The 18,871-nt window shown below is 69.2% G+C and carries 14 protein-coding genes; 4 read left to right on the plus strand and 10 right to left on the minus strand.

Features of this window, described 5'->3' with window-relative positions:
* Positions 1–60: 60 nt before the first annotated feature.
* Complete coding sequence (locus tag DTA15_RS04835) at positions 61–1,260, minus strand: amidohydrolase family protein (RefSeq protein ID WP_006485033.1); 1,200 nt, start codon at positions 1,258–1,260, stop codon at positions 61–63.
* A gap of 453 nt (positions 1,261–1,713) precedes the next feature.
* Here DTA15_RS04835 and DTA15_RS04845 point away from each other — a divergent pair, with 453 nt between their 5' ends.
* Positions 1,714–2,322, plus strand: a complete 609-nt coding sequence (locus tag DTA15_RS04845; RefSeq protein ID WP_006485016.1) for an outer membrane lipoprotein — start codon at positions 1,714–1,716, stop codon at positions 2,320–2,322.
* 213 nt (positions 2,323–2,535) lie between these two features.
* Complete coding sequence (locus DTA15_RS04850) at positions 2,536–3,045, plus strand: GNAT family N-acetyltransferase (RefSeq protein WP_006485055.1); 510 nt, start codon at positions 2,536–2,538, stop codon at positions 3,043–3,045.
* Positions 3,046–3,117: 72 nt separating this feature from the next.
* Here DTA15_RS04850 and DTA15_RS04855 read toward each other — a convergent pair whose 3' ends face one another.
* Positions 3,118–5,115 carry a glycoside hydrolase family 28 protein gene (locus DTA15_RS04855; RefSeq protein ID WP_006485020.1) on the minus strand — a complete coding sequence of 666 codons (1,998 nt, stop codon included), beginning with the start codon at positions 5,113–5,115 and terminating at the stop codon, positions 3,118–3,120.
* A gap of 364 nt (positions 5,116–5,479) precedes the next feature.
* On the opposite strand from DTA15_RS04855, the gene DTA15_RS04860 reads away from it, so the two are divergent.
* On the plus strand, positions 5,480–6,838 hold the full coding sequence (locus DTA15_RS04860) for an aspartate aminotransferase family protein (protein ID WP_006485067.1): 1,359 nt from the start codon (positions 5,480–5,482) through the stop codon (positions 6,836–6,838).
* 54 nt (positions 6,839–6,892) lie between these two features.
* Here the strand turns inward: DTA15_RS04860 and DTA15_RS04865 are convergent, their stop codons facing one another.
* Positions 6,893–8,077: a M20 aminoacylase family protein gene (locus tag DTA15_RS04865; protein WP_012493638.1), complete on the minus strand. Its 1,185-nt coding sequence runs from the start codon at positions 8,075–8,077 to the stop codon at positions 6,893–6,895.
* A 41-nt stretch (positions 8,078–8,118) separates the two neighbouring features.
* A complete protein-coding gene (locus tag DTA15_RS04870) occupies positions 8,119–9,351 on the minus strand; it encodes a diaminopropionate ammonia-lyase (protein WP_006485029.1) in 1,233 nt (410 codons plus the stop codon).
* Between the two features lie 190 nt (positions 9,352–9,541).
* On the opposite strand from DTA15_RS04870, the gene DTA15_RS04875 reads away from it, so the two are divergent.
* Positions 9,542–10,018 carry an Lrp/AsnC family transcriptional regulator gene (locus tag DTA15_RS04875; protein ID WP_006485043.1) on the plus strand — a complete coding sequence of 159 codons (477 nt, stop codon included), beginning with the start codon at positions 9,542–9,544 and terminating at the stop codon, positions 10,016–10,018.
* 67 nt (positions 10,019–10,085) lie between these two features.
* Here the strand turns inward: DTA15_RS04875 and DTA15_RS04880 are convergent, their stop codons facing one another.
* The 6 genes from DTA15_RS04880 to DTA15_RS04905 form a co-directional block, all read right to left on the minus strand.
* Complete coding sequence (locus DTA15_RS04880; protein ID WP_006492485.1) at positions 10,086–11,810, minus strand: tannase/feruloyl esterase family alpha/beta hydrolase; 1,725 nt, start codon at positions 11,808–11,810, stop codon at positions 10,086–10,088.
* A gap of 33 nt (positions 11,811–11,843) precedes the next feature.
* Positions 11,844–12,992 carry a porin gene (locus tag DTA15_RS04885; protein WP_034178491.1) on the minus strand — a complete coding sequence of 383 codons (1,149 nt, stop codon included), beginning with the start codon at positions 12,990–12,992 and terminating at the stop codon, positions 11,844–11,846.
* A gap of 68 nt (positions 12,993–13,060) precedes the next feature.
* Positions 13,061–14,266 (minus strand): 3-(3-hydroxy-phenyl)propionate transporter MhpT, encoded by a 1,206-nt coding sequence (gene mhpT, locus DTA15_RS04890; RefSeq protein WP_012493641.1) that lies wholly within the window; start codon positions 14,264–14,266, stop codon positions 13,061–13,063.
* Between the two features lie 225 nt (positions 14,267–14,491).
* Positions 14,492–16,393 (minus strand): feruloyl-CoA synthase, encoded by a 1,902-nt coding sequence (locus DTA15_RS04895; RefSeq protein WP_006484462.1) that lies wholly within the window; start codon positions 16,391–16,393, stop codon positions 14,492–14,494.
* Complete coding sequence (locus DTA15_RS04900) at positions 16,390–17,838, minus strand: aldehyde dehydrogenase (protein WP_012493643.1); 1,449 nt, start codon at positions 17,836–17,838, stop codon at positions 16,390–16,392. Before DTA15_RS04900 ends, DTA15_RS04895 begins: the two co-directional genes overlap by 4 nt.
* 71 nt (positions 17,839–17,909) lie before the next feature.
* The gene (locus DTA15_RS04905; protein WP_006494300.1) at positions 17,910–18,740 is read right to left on the minus strand and encodes a p-hydroxycinnamoyl CoA hydratase/lyase; all 831 of its coding nucleotides are present in this window, start codon (positions 18,738–18,740) and stop codon (positions 17,910–17,912) included.
* Between the last annotated feature and the right edge of the window lie 131 nt (positions 18,741–18,871).

The following is an 18,871-nucleotide window of genomic DNA, read 5'->3' on the forward strand; positions in this document are numbered from 1 at the left end:
CCGGTGCGGTCGGTCAGTGCAAGGCGCGCGCGGCGCGCGCCGTGCCGTCGGTCGGGTGGATCAGCGCGTGAAGCGCAGCGACGGGGCGAACGGCGCGCCCGTATCGCTTTCGCCGCGGCGGAATACCCAGCGTTCGGCCGGCACGCCCGCGACGGCCGCCGCCGCATTCGGCGCGCGCACCGCGACGAAGCTCGCGTCGCAGCCGACCGCGATTCCATAGTTTTCCTTACCGATCGCGCGCGCGCCGGCGTGCGTCGCCATGTCGAGTGCGATGCCGAGCGCTTCGTCGGTGTAGAAGCCCGACCGGTAGCCGACCATCATCGCGCGCTGCAGCATGTCGCCGTTGCCGTACGGCCACCATGCGTCGCGAATGTTGTCGTTGCCCGCGAACACGTGCACGCCCGCGTCGCGCAGCCGTTGCACCGGCGGAAACGCGCAGTCGCCCGGCGCATTCGTCAGGATCGATACCCCGGCGTCGGCCAAGGCCGCCGCGGTGCGCTGCACGTCGTCGTCGCTCACCTGGCCCAGCGCGTACGCGTGGCTCACGTTCACGCGCCCGCCGAGCCCGGCCGCGCGCGTGCGCGCCGCGATCCGCAGCAGTTGCGCGATGCCTGTCTCGCCCGGCTCGTGCAGGTGGATGTCGATTTTCGCGCCGCGCTTCTCGGCGATGCCGAACACGATGTCGAGCTGGCCGTCCGCGTCGCCGTCGAGCGTCGTCGGGTCGATCCCGCCGACCACGTCCGCGCCTTCGCGCACGGCTGCATCGAGGATCTCGGCCGTGCCCGGGCACGTGATCACGCCGGCCTGCGGAAACGCGACCAGTTCGATGTCGACGATGCCACGCCATTGTTCGCGCGCGGCCATCACGGCCTGCAGGTTCGACAGGCCCGTCGTCGCATCGACGTCGACGTGGCTGCGCATCGCGATCGTGCCGAACGCGGCGGCCTGCGCGATCAGCGCGTTCGCACGCTCGACGATCGGCGGCGCCGCCGCGAGCTGGCGCTTCTCGACCGCGAGCCGCTCGCGCAGCGAGCCGGCCGGTTCATGCGGCACCCAGCGATCGCCGACGAAGCTCTTGTCGAGATGAATATGGCCGTCGACGAAACCGGGCAGCACGACGCGACCGTCGAGGTCGATCGTCTGCGCGCCCGGCGCGGCCGCGCAATCGGCGCCGATCGCGGCGAAGCGGCCGTCACGGACGACGAGATTGACGGGCTGGCCGCCGGCGTCGACGGCGTTGATGAAGAATCGTTCGGTCATGGCCTGGAATGTGGGGCGGTCGCGACGCGGCCCGGCGCGGACAGGGGAGGGAACCGCGACCGGCGCGGCGCGACCGTTGGCAGGGAATCCGGCCACGATATCGGACGACGCTGCGCGAGGCCAATTAAATGTCGCGATGCCGCGCATTCGATTTCGCGATGTGCGGCGCGGAGGTCCGCCGGGCCGGCCGCGACGGCAGGTGCGATCACCGTGGAAACAACAGCCTGTCGGCGATCGCGCATCGTCGGCACACGGCGCCCGGAAACCGCGTCGCGCCATCGCCCACCAGCGGGCTTCGACGCCCGCCCCAGCGGCGATTTACGCGGCAACAGACTTTACACGTTGTTACCCGGCCGCACCGGACGCGCATCCGGCCATTCCTTATACTCACGCCGAGTTCGCCACCCGTGACGGGAATCCATCGGCGGACACGTTGCCGATGCAGGAAACATCATGATGCGCATGCCTTCCACGAAGACCGTTCTGTTCGCCTCGCTCGTCGCCGTGGCGGCGCTTCCGCTCACCGCCTGCGTCGCGCCGGGCTACTACGGCGCGCAGCCGGGCTATCCGCAGCAGCAGCAATACGCGACGCCCGGCTATGCGCAGCCCGCGTATTCGCAACCGGGCTACGTGCAGCAGCAACCGGCGTATCCGAACCAGGCGCCGCAACCGTACGACCAATACGGCAATCAGCAACAGCAATACGCGAACCCGTACGGCACGCAGTACGGCACCGTGTCGAACATCCAGCCGGTCAACGGCTCGGTCGGCCCGTCGGGCGTGGCCGGCACCGTTGTCGGGGCGCTGGTCGGCGGCCTCGTGGGCAACCAGTTCGGCCGCGGCCACGGCCGCGATGCGGCGACCGTGATCGGCGCGCTCGGCGGTGCGGTGGCGGGCAACCAGATCGGCCAGCAGATGGGCGCCGCGCAGGGCCCGAGCAGCTACCGGATCGACGTGCAGGTCAGCGACGGCTCGATGCGCTCGTTCGACGTGCAGTCGCCGGGCAACCTGCGTCCGGGCGACCGCGTGCAGATCAACGGCAATCAGCTGTCGCGCTACTGATGCCGCCGGCGTGCGCGTGAGCGGATCGCGCGCGCCCGTCGAACCCGCGACGTCGGCCCCGCACGCGGCGCGGCGTCGAAGTCACACGCGCTCGGCCCCGAGCGCGACGCGCGTCGATCGCGCGGCAGCCGGATTCCTATTAGGATAGACGCGATGCATCCGGCGGCCACAGCGGCGCGCCGGCCTGCACGCCCCTCAACCGGAACGCTGCCGATGACGATCACGATCCGCCTGCTCGACGCGGCCGATGCCGCCTGTTTCCGCGCCGTCCGCCTGCGTGCGGTCGATACCGCGCCCACGTCCTTCCTGCCGACGCTCGACGAAGAATCGCAGGTGCCGGTCGACGAATTCGCGAAGCGCCTCACGCCGACGCAGGTCCAGGCCGTATTCGGCGCGTTCGACGGCGACACGCTCGTCGGCATCACCGGCGTACGCCGCGATGCGCGCACGAAGATCGCGCACAAGGCGACGATCTGGGGCGTGTACGTCGACGCCGCCTATCGCGGGCAGCGCATCGCGCAGGCGCTGCTCGACAGCGCGACCGCGCATGCGGCGAACGCGTGGGGATGCAGCCAGCTGATGCTGTGCGTGAACGAGGTCAACCACGCCGCGGAGCGGTTGTATGCGTCGCAGGGGTTCGTGCGGTTCGGCACGGAGCCGCGCTCGATGTTCGTCGATGGCCGCTTCTACGACGAGCACTACATGATCAAGACGCTGGCGTAACGCATTCGCGTTCGCGCGCGGGCACCGGCCGCGCCGCACGCGAACGTCGTCGCGTGTTTTATCTCCTCTATCTCATCGCTTGTCGGTGATCGTCGTGTTGACGATCTGTCCGGCGATCGTCACGTTCGCCAACGTCATTGCGCTCACGTTGAACGCATAGATCGGCCCTGGCGACGTGACCGTCGGCGTGCCTGACGCCACCGGCGTGCCGAAATCGCAGTTGCTGATCGTCACGCCGGAGATCGGCTGCACGGCCGGCGTCGGCGGCGTGCCGTTGTAGTCGAACGCGACCGGCCCCTGCGCGACGATCGCCTGGAAGCACGACGCGGTCACGCCATTCAGCGTCACGTTGCTCGCCTTCACGTCGGAGATCGTCACGTTCTGCACGACCGGCGCCCGCGTGCGCACCGCATCGTTCGCCGGCTGGTAGTCGCAGTCGAACGTGACGATGCCGCCCTGCGCGGCCGACGGATTGCCGGCCGACGGCGTGACGACGCCGAGCGGCACGCTCGCGTTGATCGGGCTGCCGGCGAGCAGCGCACTGCCGTAGCCGCCGCCCTTCAGCGTCAAGCCGTTCGGCAGCGTGACGCCCTTCACGTGGAAATCCTTCACGTAGCCGCCGCGGTTCATGTTGGTCTTCACGCGGATCGCGATGTTCAGCGGATTGGTCTGCCAGTTCGCGTTCAGCATCGACAGGTTGGACGCATAGATCTGCTCGACGCCGCCGCCCATCTCGCTGCCGAGCGTGATCCCGCCGTGCCCGCTGTTCATCGTGCAGTTGCGGATCAGGTGCCGCTTCGCGGGCCCGTATTCGGTGTCGCGGTCCTTGCCCGACTTGATCGCGATGCAGTCGTCGCCGGTGTTGAACGTGCAGTCCTCGCACAGCACGTCGGTGCATGCGTCCGGATCGAAGCCGTCGTTGTTCGGGCCGATGCTGTTGGTCGTCACGCCGCGGATCACGACGTTGCGGCTCGCGGTCGGATGGTGCTGCCAGAACGGCGTGTTCTGCGTCTGGTAGTTCGCCATCAGCACGTTGGTGCAGCCGATGAATTCGACCATGCACGGCCGCAGGTAGTGACCGAGGCCGAAGATGCGCTTCTCGACCGGCACGCCGGCCTCGGACAGCGCGGGCAGGTAGTTCTGGTCCTGCTGCCACGGCGTGACGGGCGATGTGAGCAGCGCATAGAGCGTGTCGGGAATCGCGGGCGCGACGATCCGCAGGTCGACGTTGTTCGGATTCGCGGTGTTCTGCGCCGGCACCGTCGCGCTCGCGCCGTACGCGCCCGACGAGCCCTTGTAGGTCCACCAGCAGACGCTGTTCGCGCCGCTGCCGGAGAACGGCGTCATCGCCTGTCCGTTGAGCACCGACGTCGGGCCCTCGCCGGTCAACGCGATGTTCGTCGCATTGCGGGCGTAGACAGGTGCGCCGTAGTTCAGGCAATCGTTCGCCTGCCAGCGGCTGTAGTACAGCCGGCCGTTCGCGCCGCAATCGACCGGGCCGTCCTTCGCGTAGTCGGCCGGGTTCGGGCTGAAGTAGATCGTGCAGTTCGCGCTCAGGTGGAACGTGACGTTGCTCTGCAGCACGATCGGCCCCGCGCAGTACCAGTTGCCGGACGGCACGACGACCCGGCCGCCGCCTTCGCGCCGGCACGCGTCGATCGCCGCGAGAAACGCCGGGCGCGAATCGAAGGCGCCGGGCGCGGTCGTCAGGTCGGAACCGGGGCTGACCGGCGATTTCGCCGCCGGGTACGGCGACGTCTGCGCGACCGTCGCGCACGGGCGCGCGCCGTAGTGCGTCACGTCGAAGTCGCGGCCGCGCCGCGCGAGCCGTGATACGTGCGCGAGCGACGCGGCGATGCGCGCCGCCGCGCCGTGCTCGCCCCACACGAGATCGACCGCCGACGCACCGGGCGTCGTGCCTGCCGCCAGCGCCCGGGTGGCCGCCAACGGTCCGCCGAGCATCGCACCGCCGGCGAGTGCACCGGTCCAGCTGATGAAGGCGCGGCGCGATACCCGTTTCGACGGGGACGATCGGACGGATGAAGACGGACGGCGGCGATGAGCGGCCATGGGCACTCCTTCAGGGTAATGGGTATCGATGCGCCGGGTAGCGGATCGCAATTTATACGTCGTCGTACTACATTGCGCAGTCTAGACGCGATTAGCGCAAGGGACGTATTTGTCGTTTACCCTGTTTTTATTGAATATATTCGGCATATGTGTGCGCACACTCACATTGTCGAGCGCGCCTTTAGAGATATGTTGTCGTATGTTTATGCGCAAAAACTACAAATCAATCCTCCGCCGCTAACGCTCTCCATCGGTACGCGCCCCCCTCCCGCCCACTGCCAACCGCCTCGGTAATTCCGCCTCTGGTCAGCCCCGCGCCACCCGCGCTATCGTTTCCCCCATCCCCACAGCCCAGGAGCTGCCTTTGCCTACCCGCCACGGAGTCGACCTCATCCGCGCCCGCGCGCTGTTCGATCGCGAACGCCAGACGTTCACCGAAGCCATGCCGGTTTCCCGCGCGCTGTCCGCGGAAGCGTCCGAGCACTTGCTGTTCGGCGTGCCGTTGCACTGGATGCAGGACTGGTCGACCCCGTTCTCGCTCTACGTGAAGGAAGCCCGCGGCGCGACGTTTACCGACGTCGACGGTCATCGCTACGTCGATTTCTGCCTCGGCGACACCGGCGCGATGTTCGGCCATGCGCCCGAACCCGTCGCCCGCGCGCTCGTCGAACAGGCCACGCGCGGCTACACGACGATGCTGCCGAGCGAGGACGCCGCGTGGGTGTCGCGCGAACTCGCGCGGCGCTTCAAGTTGCCGGTCTGGCAATTCGCGTTGAGCGCGAGCGACGCGAACCGCTTCGTGCTGCGCTGGGCGCGCGCGGCCACCGGCCGCAACACGATCGTCGTGTTCAACGGCTGTTATCACGGCACGGTCGACGACGTGTTCGTCGATCTCGTCGACGGCCGCCCGGTACAGCGCGACAGCCTGCTCGGGCAGTCGTACGACCTGCTCGCGAACACGCGCGTCGTCGAGTTCAACGATCTGGCCGCGCTCGAAGCGGCGCTGCAGGACGGCGATGTCGCGTGCGTGCTCGCGGAGCCCGCGATGACGAACATCGGCATGGTGCTGCCCGACCCGGGTTTCTGGGAAGCCGCGCGCGAACTGACGCGCCGCACCGGCACGCTGCTGGTGATCGACGAGACGCACACGATCAGCAGCGGCCCCGGCGGTTACGCGGTCGCGCACGGTCTCGAACCGGACATGCTGGTGGTCGGCAAGCCGATCGCGGGCGGCGTGCCGTGCGCGGTGTACGGGTTCAGCGCCGAATTCGCGGCGCGCGCCAAGCAGGCGAAGCTGAACGCGCCGCCCGGCCACTCGGGCATCGGCACGACGCTCACCGCGAACATGCTCGCGATGCATGCGATGCGCGCGACGCTCGCCGAAGTCGCGACCGACGCCGCGTATGCGCACATGTTCGCACTCGCCGCGCGGCTCGCGACGGGCCTCGAACACGCGATCGCGACACACCGGCTGCCGTGGTGCGTGACGCGCATCGGCGCGCGCACCGAGTTTCAGTTCGCGCCGGTGCCGCCGCGCAACGGCACGCTGGCCGGCGCGCAGCTCGACAGCGAACTCGAGCACATCGTGCACCTGTACCTGCTGAATCGCGGCGTGCTGATCACGCCGTTCCACAACATGATGCTCGTGTGCCCGCAAACGACCGACGACGATGTCGACCGGCTCGTCGCGCAGTTCGATGCGTGTCTCGGTGAGCTGGTGTGATGCGCTGACGCAGGGCCGGTACGCGCGCGAGCGCGTACCGGGCCGCCGCTTTCGCTACACCGCCTTCAACGCCCGCCGCGCCACTTCCGCGAAATACCGCGCGCCCACCGGCAGGATCGCGTCGTTGAAATCGTAGGTCGCGTTGTGCAGCGGCACGCCGCCCTGCCCGGCCGCCTCGCCGTTGCCGATGAACGCGAAGTTGCCCGGCACTGCCTGCAGGAACGCGCCGAAATCCTCCGAGATCATCATCGGCTGCACGTCGGCGTGCACCGCGTCGGCGCCCGCGACGTGCGCGGCGGCCTGCACGGCCGTGTCGACCCATTCCGGCGAATTCACCGTCGGCGCGAACTCGTGCGTGTATTCGAACGTGCAGGTCGCGCCGTGCGTGCGGCAGATCCCTTCGCTGATCTCGCGCATCCGCGTTTCCAGCAGCGCCTGCACGTCGCGCGAATAGCTGCGCGTGTCGCCCTTGATCGTCACGGTCGACGGCAGCACGTTGCGCAGCCCGTCGGTGATGAATTCCGTGCACGAGATCACCGCCTGCTGGCCCGGGTCGAGATTGCGCGACACGATCGTCTGCAGCGCGAGCACGATCTGCGAGCCGATCACGATCGGGTCGATGCCCATGTGCGGACGCGCCGCATGCGTGCCGCGCCCGTCGATCCGGATCACGAAATTGTCCTCGCTCGCCATGATGCCGCCCGCCCGCGTCGCGAACGTGCCCGCGCGCATGCCCGGCATGTTGTGCGCGCCGAAGATCGCGTCGACCGGAAAGCGCTCGAACAGCCCGTCTGCCATCATCGCCTTCGCGCCGCGGCCGTGCTCTTCCGCCGGCTGGAAGATGAAGCGCACCGTGCCGTCGAAATCCTTGCGTTCGGCCAGCAACTGCGCGGCGCCGAGCACCATCGACATGTGGCCGTCGTGTCCGCACGCATGCATCTTGCCCGGTGTGCGCGATACGTGTTCGCGACCCGGTGCGTGCTCGGCGATGTTCAGCGCGTCCATGTCCGCACGAATGCCGATCGCGCGCCGGCCCGTGCCGGCCGTCAGGTTCGCGACGAGCCCGGTGCCGCCGATCCCGCGATGTACGTCGAGCCCGAGCGTCGTCAGGATGCGCGCGACGTAGTCCGACGTGTTCACCTCTTCGAAACCCGTCTCCGGATACTGGTGCAGATGGCGGCGCCAGGTCTTCAGCTGCCCCTGCAGTGTGCTTTCTGCCGTTGCGTCGATTGTGTCCATTGCGTTGGCCTCGTCGATAGTCACGTCGGTCGTCATGTCGTTCAGGCCGCCACCGCCACGCGGCTCAGCCAGTCGCGCTGGCGCGCCAGCACCGCGTCGGCCGTCTCGCCGACGCAATGCCGGTACACGGACGGCGCGGTCGCCCCTTCCGTGTTGATCGCCAGCACGCGCGCATTCGCATCGAGCCCGACCTGTCGCGCGAGCGCCGGGTCGCGCATCAGCACGTCGAGCCCGGCCACGCCGGCCGCGCCCGATTCGCCGGCGACGACCGGCACGTCGCGTGCGCTGCCGGCCGCGAGGCCGCGCATCGCCTGCACCGCGTCGTCGTCGTCGATCAGCATGAAGTAGTCGATGCACATCTCGAGGAAATCCCACGCGAGCGGCGACGCCTCGCCGCATGCGAGCCCGGCCATCACCGAATCGACGCTGCCGGTCGCCTTCGTCGCACGGCCGGCCAACGCGCTCTGGTACAGGCAATCGGCCTGGCGCGGCTCGACGACGACGAAGCGCGGCCGTTGCACGCCGTCGCGCTCCCACAGGTAACTCGCGACGCCCGCGGCGAGGCCGCCCACGCCGCCTTGCAGGAACACGTGCGTGAACGGCCGTCCGTCGTCCTCCGCGGCCTGCGCGGCTGCTTCGGCGGCGATCACGCCGTAGCCCTGCATCACGTCGCGCGGAATCGCTTCGTAGCCGTCGTACGACGTATCCGACACGACGTACCAGCCGTTCGCCTGCGCGAGCTGCGCCGCGCAGACGACCGATTCGTCGTAGTTCCCCGCGATGCGCACGATCCGCGCGCCGTAGGCCGAGATCGCGCGTTCGCGCTCGGCGTCGACGTTCGCATGCAGCACGATCACGCAGCCGCAGCCGATCGCGCGCGCGGCGGCAGCCAGCGCGCGGCCGTGATTGCCGTCGGTCGCGCTGATCACCGTCAGGTCGGCCAGCTCCGCCGTGTAGCGGCCGGTGACGAGCCCCTGCGGATCGAGCGCCTGCGTGCGCCGCAGCCGCTTCACGAGCCGCACCAGCGCGATCGGCGCGCCGAGCGCCTTGAAGCTGCCGAGCGGCGAGCGGCACGACTCGTCCTTCACGCTGACGCTCGCGACGCCGAGCCGCGCGGCCAGATCGGGCAGCGCGCGCAGCGGCGTGCGCGCGTGGCCGACGAGCGGCCAGTGCGCGAGCCACGCGCCGCTTTCGTCGGCCGACGCGATGTTCATCACGCGGCGCAGCGCGTTCGGGTAAGCGGTGCGCGACGCGCGCGGGTTGGCGATCAGCATGACGAAAAGGCTCCGGAGCGGGACCGCGCAGGCGGGCGGTCGGGTGAGACAGATGGGTCGGGACAGGCAGGCGCGTATTGCGCTCGCCGTCGGTTGGAAAAATAATATTGCGCATGCTGCTGAATGAAATCGCCAAATCGGCCGCCCAGACGCAAAAATTTCTCATTCTTCCGAGGTTCGACATACCGTCATGACGACCCCTCTCGATGCGTTCGATCGCAAGTTGCTGATGGAAGTCCAGCGCGACGCGCAGACGCCGCAAGCCGAGCTCGGCGCGCGCGTCAACCTGTCGACGGCCGCGGTGAACCGGCGGCTGCGGCGCCTCGCGGAAGATGGCGTGATCGAGCGCTACACGGCCGTCGTCGCGCCGGACAAGGTCGATCATCCGCTGACGATCGTCGTGAACGTCGAGGTCGAGAGCGAGCAGATCGACCAGCTCGACGCGATGAAACGCGCGTTCGAGCGCTGCCCGCAGATCCAGCAGTGCTACTACGTGACGGGGGAATGGGATTTCGTGCTGATCCTCGCGGTGCGCAACATGGATCAGTACAACGCGCTCACGCGCGAGCTGTTCTTCGCGAACAACAACGTGAAGCGGTTCAAGACGCTGGTGAGCATGAGCCGCGTGAAGGTCGGGCTCGACGTGCCGGTCGATGCCGGCGAGTAAATGAATGAGGCCATGAAGCGGCCGGCACATCGTTGCATGCGCCGGCCGCCTCCCATCGACGGCTACGTCAGCGACAACTGAAGCTCGCCGCCGAATTCACGTCGCCCGAGCCGTTGTAGCGCGCGACCTGCGGATACGGGCACAACGGCCGCGTGCGTCCCGCGCCCCACGACGCGGGCACGTCCGCGTTTGGCACCGCGTTCGTCGTGTCGCGCGCGGCGGCCACGATCGCGGCCGGCGCCTGCCCCTGCTCGACCCACGCGACGAGCGGCGTCAGCATGTCGAACTGGTCGGCCGCCGGCCCGCCCGAACAGTGATTCATCCCCGGCACCGGATAGAAGCGCGCGAAGTTCGACGCGTCGCCGCCGTTCGCCTGCGTGACGTTCGCATACCAGTCGCGCGTGTCGTTGAACGAGAACACCGGATCGCCCGTGCCGTGATAGACGAGCAGCTTCGCGCCGCGCGCCTTCAGCGCGGACAGGTTCGTCTCGTCGGGCGGCGTCATGAACGACCATGACGATTGGGTATAAACCCCGTTCGTCGCGAAGATCGCCGGCGCGTCGTTGTCCATGTCGAAGCCGAGCGCGAAACCGGGCAGGTTCGCGAGCGCCGCGGCGGTTTTCGGCGGCGTCATGAACGTGAACGCCATCGCGGCCGGGTCGAGCGTGATCGAATTCGACTGCTTCCACCCGGCCCAACCAGGGCCCGAGATGCCCGGATCGTACGGGAAGCTCGCGTAGAGCGCCGTGCCCGCGCTGTTGCGCGCACCGGCGAACACGTTCTCCAGCGCGGTTTTCTGCGCAGGCGTCAGGCACGACCCGGTGCGCGTGCCGTTGGCGCAGGTCGGGATGTCCGTGTCGACGCTGAAGTGCGCCTGGCATGCGGCGACGTCCTGCACCATCCCGTCGGCCGCGCCATCGAGCGCATCGCATTTCTCGAGAATCTTCGCGCCGACGAACTGGCGCTCCGCATCGTTGAAACCGCTGCGGATATCCGGCAGCCCGTTCGTTCCGGTGGCCGACGCGATCTTCGCGAACTGCTGCGCGCCATACATCTCGCCGATCGCCGCCTTCGGCAGATGGAAGCCCGGATCGCCCGCGATGATGCCGTCGTAGTCGGCCGGGTTGCGCACCGCCGTGACCATCGCGTGACGGCCGCCGTTCGAGCAGCCGCCGAAATAGCTGCGATCGGGCGCCTTGCCGTACGCGAGCCGGATCACCTGCTTGGCCATCGGCGTCAGCGCGTCGACCGCGCCGTAGCCGTAATCGATCCGCGCCTGCGGATCGAGACCGAACAGCGGATTCTGCGCGGCGCTGTGCCCCGAATCCGAGCTGATCACCGCGAAACCCTGGTTCAACGCGTTGGTCAGCGGGCCGCCGCCGCCGATCTCGCCGGTCGCGGTCACGACGTTGCCGTCGAGCCCGCCGTTGGCCTGGTAGAAGAAGCGGCCGTTCCATGCTTTCGGCAAACGCATCTCGAAGCCGATCGCATAGGTCTTGCCGTCCACCGCGCTCACGCGCTCGTTCATCTTGCCGGCGATCACGCAGTGCTCGGCGACCGGCTTGCCGGCCACCGTCAGCGTGCCGGCCGCGGCGGTCGTCACCGACGTGAACGACGTGTTCGCATACGCGAGCTTCGCGGCGAGCGCGTCGCAGGTCTGCGCCATCGCGGCCGGCGTCGCGGCGCTCAGGTGCGTGGGCGCGGCGCTGACCGAATCGTCGCCGCCGCACCCGGCGAGCATCGCGGCGGCAGACAACGGCGCAATGCAAAGGAATGCAGATTTTCTGTTCAAGATAGCTCCCGTTCGGTTCGTCACGCCAGTGAATCAGAACATGTGCCGCATGCCGACCATCGCGCCGAGCTGCCCCATCCCCGCGCCGGGCGTGGTGCCGGGCCCGCCGCCGCTGACCGAGTAGCGTGCATGCGCGCTGTTCCACAGATACGACGATTGCGCATAGACGGCCGTGCGCTTGGTCAGCAGATAGGTCGCGCGCAGCGTGGCCATCGTCGCGCGCGTGTCGTGCGCGGAATTGACGATCCGGTAGCCTTCGCCGTCGACGATGAAATCGGGCTTCACCGCATACGACGCGCCGACGAAGAACAGGTCCGAATGCGCGCCCGCCGCCGCCGGCGAACCGGTCGACACGCGCCGCCCGATCCAGCCCGCGCCGATCTTCGCACCGGCCGCTTGCGCATACGCGCTCACGTGGGTGCGCGCATCCTTGCCGCCGCTGCTGGTGAAGGGAACGGGCGCCACGCCGTCGAAGAAGTTGGCGGCCGCTGCGGTACCACCGCGCTGTTCCTCGTACGACGCCGCCGCACCGAAGTACGCGCTGTCGTACTTGAGCATCACCGACCAGTTGCGGCATTGCACCGCGTCGCCCGGCACCTGCCCCGCGCACGTGCCCTGCCCCGGCGAATTGCCGGTGCCCGCGCCGTCGCGGCCGAACGAATACGCGGCGCCGAGCGTCACGCCGCGATACGTGCCGAGGTAGGTCACCGCATTGTCGGCGCGGCCGTTCGGCACGTACGCGTCGAACGAGCCGAGCCCGTAGATGTCGGGGCCGATGATGTCCGCGCCCTGCAGCGCGAGATAGGTCATCGTGTACTGGCGGCCGAACGCGAGCGTGCCGAAGCCGCTCTTCAGCCCGACGAACGCCTGCCGCCCGAACAGCCGGCCGCCCTGGCCGAGATCGCCGCCGCGCACGTTGAAGCCGCTTTCGAGCGTGAACACCGCCTGATAGCCGCCGCCGAGATCCTCGCTGCCGCGCAGCCCCCAGCGCGACGGCAGTTCGCCCGTCACGCCCGGCATCCGCACCACGTGATCGCCGGCCGCGTTCGCGTGCGACACGAATTCGACGCCCGTGTCGATGATCCCGTACAGCGTCACGCTCGACTGCGCGTGCGCGCCCGGCGCGGCGAGCGCGCAGCACGCGCCGGCGGCCAGCAGGCCATTCCTTGTCTTCGTCTTCATTTCGTTGCGTCTCCAGACCATGTTGAATCGCGCGCTCTGACGGCGCGCATCGAAAAAACCGGGCAATGTCAGTCGCCGGCCCGCGGGCGGCGGATCAACAGCAGCGCGGCCACGGCCGCGACCAGCGTGACGGGGATGCTCGCGCCGATCACGACCGGCGCGCTGCGGCCGGCGGCCAGCAACGTCGCGGCCGCGAGCGGGCCGACGACGGAGCCGAGCCGGCCGACGGCGACCGCCGAGCCGACGCCGGTCCCGCGCATCGCGGTGGGGTAGTACATCGCGGCCAGCGCATACAGCACCGACTGGCCGCCGACGACGAACATCCCGGCCGCGAACGCAGCCGCCGCGAGCGACGCGAAGCCGGGTGCGGCCGCCAGCGCGGCGAGCGACAGCACGATGCCGACGTACATGCCGCCGACCACGCGCGACGCGCGCATCCGGTCGAGCGCCGCGCCGATGCCGAGCGCGCCGAGCCCCGCGCCGACGTTGAACGCGATCTGCACGAGGCCGACGTGCGCGCGATCGAGCCCGCGCGCGGCCATCAGCGACGGCAGCCAGTTCAGCAGGAAGTAGAGGACGATCAGCGTGCAGAAGTAGCTGACCCACAGCGCGAACGTCGACGTCGTACGGCCGTCGCCGAACAGCGTCCGGGCGACGCTGGCGCGCGCGGCCTGCGTGCCCGCGACGTCGAGATACGCGCGCGATTCCGGCAGGCACCACACGAGCAGCGGCACGAGCAGCAGCGGCCCCAGGCCGCCGACGTAGAAGATGTGGCGCCATTCGGTGTCGCCCGCGAGCAGCACGCCGATCAGCGACGCGATCACGCCGCCGAACGGGATCCCGCAGTACATCGTCGCGACCGCGCTGCTGCGCGAGCGCGGCTCGACCGCTTCGGACGACAGCGCGATCAGGTTGGGCATCGCGCCGCCGAGGCCGATACCGGTCAGCACGCGCACGACGACGAGCATCGCGAAGCTCGAGACCTGCGCGGTCGCGATCGACAGCAGCCCGAACAGCACGGTCGACGCGATCAGCACGCGCTTGCGGCCGATCCGGTCGGCGAGCCGCCCGCCGAGCATCGCACCCGGCAGCAGCCCGAAGGTGCCCGCGCTGAACGCGATGCCCATCTGCGATACGGACAGCCCGAATTCGCGCGCCATCCGCGGCGCGGCGACGCCGACCGACTGCAGGTCGAGCCCTTCGAGGAGGGCGATCGCGAAACACAACGCCAGCGTGGTCGCGACCGTGGATTTTTCGGCAACGTAAGTGTTCATGTCTCCAGTCCCATGTCTTTGTAGTCGGTCGGCCGTGCAACGACCGTCGCGCGCCGCCGCCGGCCAGTGGCGGTTCGGCGCGCGAGGTGTCGAATGAAAGGCCGCCTTTATCAGGCAACCTGATTCACTGGCCGCAAGAATGCCCGCCGGTGTCGTGGCCGGCCGGTCGTTGTGCCTGCTTGTTGTTGCTGACTGCTTGCTGCTCGTTGCTGCCCGTGCGTGCGCTTACGCGTAAATCACGTCGGGATCGCGCCGCGCCGGGTCGTACAGTGCTTCGATCGCCGCCGCGCGATGCTTCTGCACGGCCGCCTGGTTCAGCGAACCCTTGTCGGTCACCTCGCCGAGATCGAGCGACGGCGGCGTGTCGATCAGCCGGATTCGCGCGACGAACGTCGACCCGCCGCTCGCGTTCCGGTTCAGCGCGGCAAGCCACGCCGCGAACGCCGCGCGCACGGCCGGCGCGCGCAGCACGTCGGTCACCGATGCGTCCGCGGCGAGCCCTGCCAGCGCACGGCACGCGTCGACACGCGGAAACACCAGCAAGCCGATGTCGTCGCGATTGATCCCGGTGACGACCACGTCCTGCACGTACGGCGCACCCGTCGACACCGCATTCGCGCGCAATGGCCCGACGCTGACGAACGTGCCGCTGCTCAGCTTGAAATCCTCGGTCAGCCGCCCGTCGAACAGCAGCCCGAGTTCCGGCCGCGCCGGATCGGCGAAGACGCCTGCGTCGCCGCTGCGGTAGTAGCCTTCGTCGTCGAACACGTCGCGCGGATCGACGTCCGCGTGCCAGTAGCCGCGCATCACGTTCGGCCCCTTGAAGCGCAGTTCGTGCTTGCCGCCGCACGGCACCAGCTTCGCGTCGCAGCCGGGCGCGGGCAGCCCGATATACCCGGCGCGCATCAGCGGCCCCGTCGTGAACAGGCACGACGGCGACGCCTCCGTCATCCCGAGGCCGGCCATGATCCGGATGCGCTCGCCGCAATGCGCTTCGGTCACGCGATCGAGCCGGTCCCACGCGGCCTGCGACAGCCCCGCGCCGCCGAAGAAATACAGCTTCACGCGCGAGAAGAACGTGTCGCGCAATTCGGCATCGCGTTCGAGCGCGGCGGTCAGTTCCTCCCAGCCCTTCGGCACGTTGAAGTAGATCGTCGGCGCGATCTCGCGCAGGTTGCGCACGGTTTCGTCGAAGCGGCCGGGCACCGGGCGACCGTCGTCGATATACAGCGTGCCGCCGTTGTACAGCGCGATGCCGAGGTTGTGACTGCCGCCGAACGTGTGATTCCACGGCAGCCAGTCGACCAGCACCGGCGGCTCGCGTGTCAGTTCCGGCATCGTCTGGCGCAGCATCTGCTGGTTGCTGCACAGCATCCGGTGCGTGGTCGGCACGGCCTTCGGCTGCTTCGTCGAACCGGACGTGAACAGGATCTTCGCGAGATGGTCGGGGCCGACCGCCTCGTGAATCGCGTCGATCGTGCGCGGGGCGGTGGCGAGCAGGCGCGACAGCGGCACCGCGCGGCCCTCGGCATCGACATCGGCATCGTGCGCGACGATCAGCGCCGCATCGGCCGGCAACGTCGCATCGAGCGCCCGCGCGAACGGCGCGCGTTCGGCGACGAACACCGCGCCCGGCCGCAGCACGCCGAGCGTGTGACGCAGCTTGCCGTAGTCGGTCGACACCAGCGAATACGCGGGCGAGATCGGCGAGTACGGCACGCCGGCCAGCATCGCCGCGAACATCAGCTGCAGATGCTCGAGGTCGTTGCCGGACAGCACCGCGAGCGGGCGCTCGGCCGACAGCCCGAGATCGACGAGGCCCTGGCCGAGCGCGCGGGCGCGTTCGAGCATCCGCGCGTACGTGATCTCGATCCAGCGGCCGTCGGCACCGCGCCGCGCGGCCAGCACGCGGTCCGGATGCGCTTGCGCGCCGCGCACGAGGCAGTCGGTGACGCGAGTCGGATAATCGCCGAGCGGTTCGCGCGAGCGCAGGTACCAGGTACCGTCGTCGGCGCGGCAAATCTCGGCCGAGCCGACCGCGACGGCGGCCGCGCGATAGCGCACGGCGCCCGTGTCGTTCATCGGGCCGCTGGCGGGCGTCTCAACATTCATCGTCGGCTCGCTCATACCGGGTAATGCCGTGGCGCGGTCTGCACGGTGATCCAGCGCAGCTCGGTGAATTCGGCGATCGACGCGCGGCTGCCGAAGCGGCCGTAGCCGCTCGCCTTCGTGCCGCCGAACGGCATCTGCGCTTCGTCGTGCACGGTCGGCCCGTTGATGTGGCAGATCCCCGATTCGATTCGGCGCGCGACCGCCATCGCGCGCGCGACGTCGCGGCTGAACACGCTCGCCGACAGCCCGAACTCGCTGTCGTTCGCGAGCGCGACCGCTTCGTCGTCGTTGTCCGCACGCAGGATCGCGACGACCGGCGCGAACGATTCCTCGCGATACAGGCGCATCTCGGGCGTCACGCCGTCGACGATCGCCGGCTGCATCGTCGCGCCTTCGACGCGGCAGCCGAGCGGCAGATGCGCACCGTGCGCACGCGCATCCTCGACCAGCGACGCCGCGCGCGTGGCGGCCGACGCATCGACCATCGTGCCGAGCGGATGGCCGGCCAGCGGATCGCCGGCAACCAGCGTGCGCGCCTTTGCGGCGAGCCGCTCGACGAGCGCATCGGCGACCGGCCGCGCGGCGATCACGCGCTCGGTCGACATGCAGATCTGCCCCTGGTTGAAGAACGCGCCGAACGCGATCGCGTCGACGGCTGCATCGAGATCCGCATCGTCGAGCACCAGCACCGGCGCCTTGCCGCCGAGTTCGAGCAGCACGGGTTTCAGGTGCGCGGCCGCGTGGCGCGCGATGATGCGGCCGACGTGCGTCGACCCGGTGAAGTTGATCCGCTTTACATGCGGATGCGCGATCATCCGTTCGACAAGCGCCGGTGCATCGGCCGCCGCGTGCGTGATCACGTTGACCACGCCGGCGCCGAGCCCGGCTTCGTCCAGCACCGCGCCGATCAGCGCGTGCACGCCCGGGCACGCCTCGGACGCCTTCAGCACGACCGTGTTGCCGCACGCAAGCGGCATCGCCAGCGCCCGCGTGCCGAGGATCACCGGCGCGTTCCACGGCGCGATGCCGAGCACCACGCCGCACGGCACCCGCATCGCGAGCGCGAGATTGCCCGGTACGTCGGACGGAATCACGTCGCCGGCGATCTGCGTCGTCATCGACGCGGCCTCGCGCAGCATGTTCGCCGCGAGCGTCACGTTGAAGCCGATCCAGCCGGGCGTCGCGCCCGTTTCGGCGACGCCGGTCGCGATGATCTCGTCGATGCGCGCGTCCATCAGGTCGGCCGCCTTCAGCAGCAGCCGGCGGCGCTCGGTCGGCGCGAGCGCCGCCCATGCGGGGAACGCGCGGTGCGCGGCGTCGATCGCCGCGTCGGCGTCGGCGCTGCCGGCCGCCGGCGCGCGCGACGCAAGCGCGCCCGTCGCGGGGTTGAAGCGGTCGAAGGTGCGGCCGTCGCGGGCGGTGCACCACTCGCCGCCGATCAGCATCCGTCTGTCGGTCATGTCGTCTCCTGCCTTGCCTGTCTCTTGCGATTACGCCAGCGGGGAAGCCGGCTGCTGCGTCCGCGCTTGTATCAGCGCTTGTAGGCTTGCAGACCCGGCTTGATCGCCTTGTCGTCGAGGAACTGCTTCAGCCCCTGTTCGCGGCCGCGCTCCGGGTCGCGCAGTTGCGCCTGGTCGAGCTTCGCATACAGGTAATCCTCGCACTGCTCCCACGTGAGTTCGCGCGAGCGCTTGAAGCCGTGCTTCGCCGCGCGCAGCACGACCGGGTTCTTGTCCATCAGCCGTGCGGCGAGCGCGATCGTCGCGTCGCGCAGCCCGGCGAGCGGCACGCTGCTGTTCACGAGGCCCATCTCCGCTGCTTCGACGCCGGTGAACGTGTCGCCGGTCATGATGTAGTGCAGCGCGCGGCGGTGTCCGACCGTGTCGGCCATCGCCTTGCTGACGAGGTTGCCGGGCGGGATGCCCCAGTTGATCTCCGACAGCCCGAACACCGCTTCGTCGGCCGCGATCGCGAGGTCGCACGCGACGAGCGGCGAGAACCCGCCGCCGAAGCACCAGCCGTTCACCATCGCGATGGTCGGCTTGCCGTACATCCGCAGGCGGCGCCACTGCCATTCCGATGCGTCGCGGCGCACCTTTTCCTGCAACGCGTCCGGGCCGCCGTCGATCTCGCGGAAATACTCCTTCAGATCCATGCCGGCCGTCCATGCGGCCCCCGCGCCGGTCAGCACGAGCACCTTCGCCTCGTCGTCGAACTCGACCGCGTCGAGCACCTGAAGCATCTCCTGGTTCAGCGTGGGGCTCATTGCATTGCGCTTCTCGGGGCGATTCAACGTCACCCATGCGATGCCGGCCTCCACTTTCACTTCAACGGTCTGCCAGCGGTTGTCGTACTTGCTCATGTCTGTTCCTGTCGTTCGTTTCCAGTGCGATTCGGTGCGCAGCCTGCGTGCTGCGGACGACTTCATTTAATATCAGGCTACCTGATATTGCAAGCGGCACGAGCGCCGGTGTAAACCCGGAGCGGAAACCG

Origin of the sequence: Burkholderia cenocepacia, from assembly GCF_900446215.1 — a bacterium.
Classification (GTDB): Bacteria; Pseudomonadota; Gammaproteobacteria; order Burkholderiales; family Burkholderiaceae; genus Burkholderia; species Burkholderia cenocepacia.

What these genes read in the sequence shown, in the direction of transcription:
- DTA15_RS04835 (WP_006485033.1), bottom strand. Translation starts at nt 1,260, where the DNA reads ATGACCGAACGATTCTTCATCAACGCCGTCGACGCCGGCGGCCAGCCC.
- DTA15_RS04845 (WP_006485016.1), top strand. Translation starts at nt 1,714, where the DNA reads ATGATGCGCATGCCTTCCACGAAGACCGTTCTGTTCGCCTCGCTCGTC.
- DTA15_RS04850 (WP_006485055.1), top strand. Translation starts at nt 2,536, where the DNA reads ATGACGATCACGATCCGCCTGCTCGACGCGGCCGATGCCGCCTGTTTC.
- DTA15_RS04855 (WP_006485020.1), bottom strand. Translation starts at nt 5,115, where the DNA reads ATGGCCGCTCATCGCCGCCGTCCGTCTTCATCCGTCCGATCGTCCCCG.
- DTA15_RS04865 (WP_012493638.1), bottom strand. Translation starts at nt 8,077, where the DNA reads ATGGACACAATCGACGCAACGGCAGAAAGCACACTGCAGGGGCAGCTG.
- DTA15_RS04870 (WP_006485029.1), bottom strand. Translation starts at nt 9,351, where the DNA reads ATGCTGATCGCCAACCCGCGCGCGTCGCGCACCGCTTACCCGAACGCG.
- DTA15_RS04875 (WP_006485043.1), top strand. Translation starts at nt 9,542, where the DNA reads ATGACGACCCCTCTCGATGCGTTCGATCGCAAGTTGCTGATGGAAGTC.
- DTA15_RS04885 (WP_034178491.1), bottom strand. Translation starts at nt 12,992, where the DNA reads ATGAAGACGAAGACAAGGAATGGCCTGCTGGCCGCCGGCGCGTGCTGC.
- mhpT (WP_012493641.1), bottom strand. Translation starts at nt 14,266, where the DNA reads ATGAACACTTACGTTGCCGAAAAATCCACGGTCGCGACCACGCTGGCG.
- DTA15_RS04895 (WP_006484462.1), bottom strand. Translation starts at nt 16,393, where the DNA reads ATGAGCGAGCCGACGATGAATGTTGAGACGCCCGCCAGCGGCCCGATG.
- DTA15_RS04900 (WP_012493643.1), bottom strand. Translation starts at nt 17,838, where the DNA reads ATGACCGACAGACGGATGCTGATCGGCGGCGAGTGGTGCACCGCCCGC.
- DTA15_RS04905 (WP_006494300.1), bottom strand. Translation starts at nt 18,740, where the DNA reads ATGAGCAAGTACGACAACCGCTGGCAGACCGTTGAAGTGAAAGTGGAG.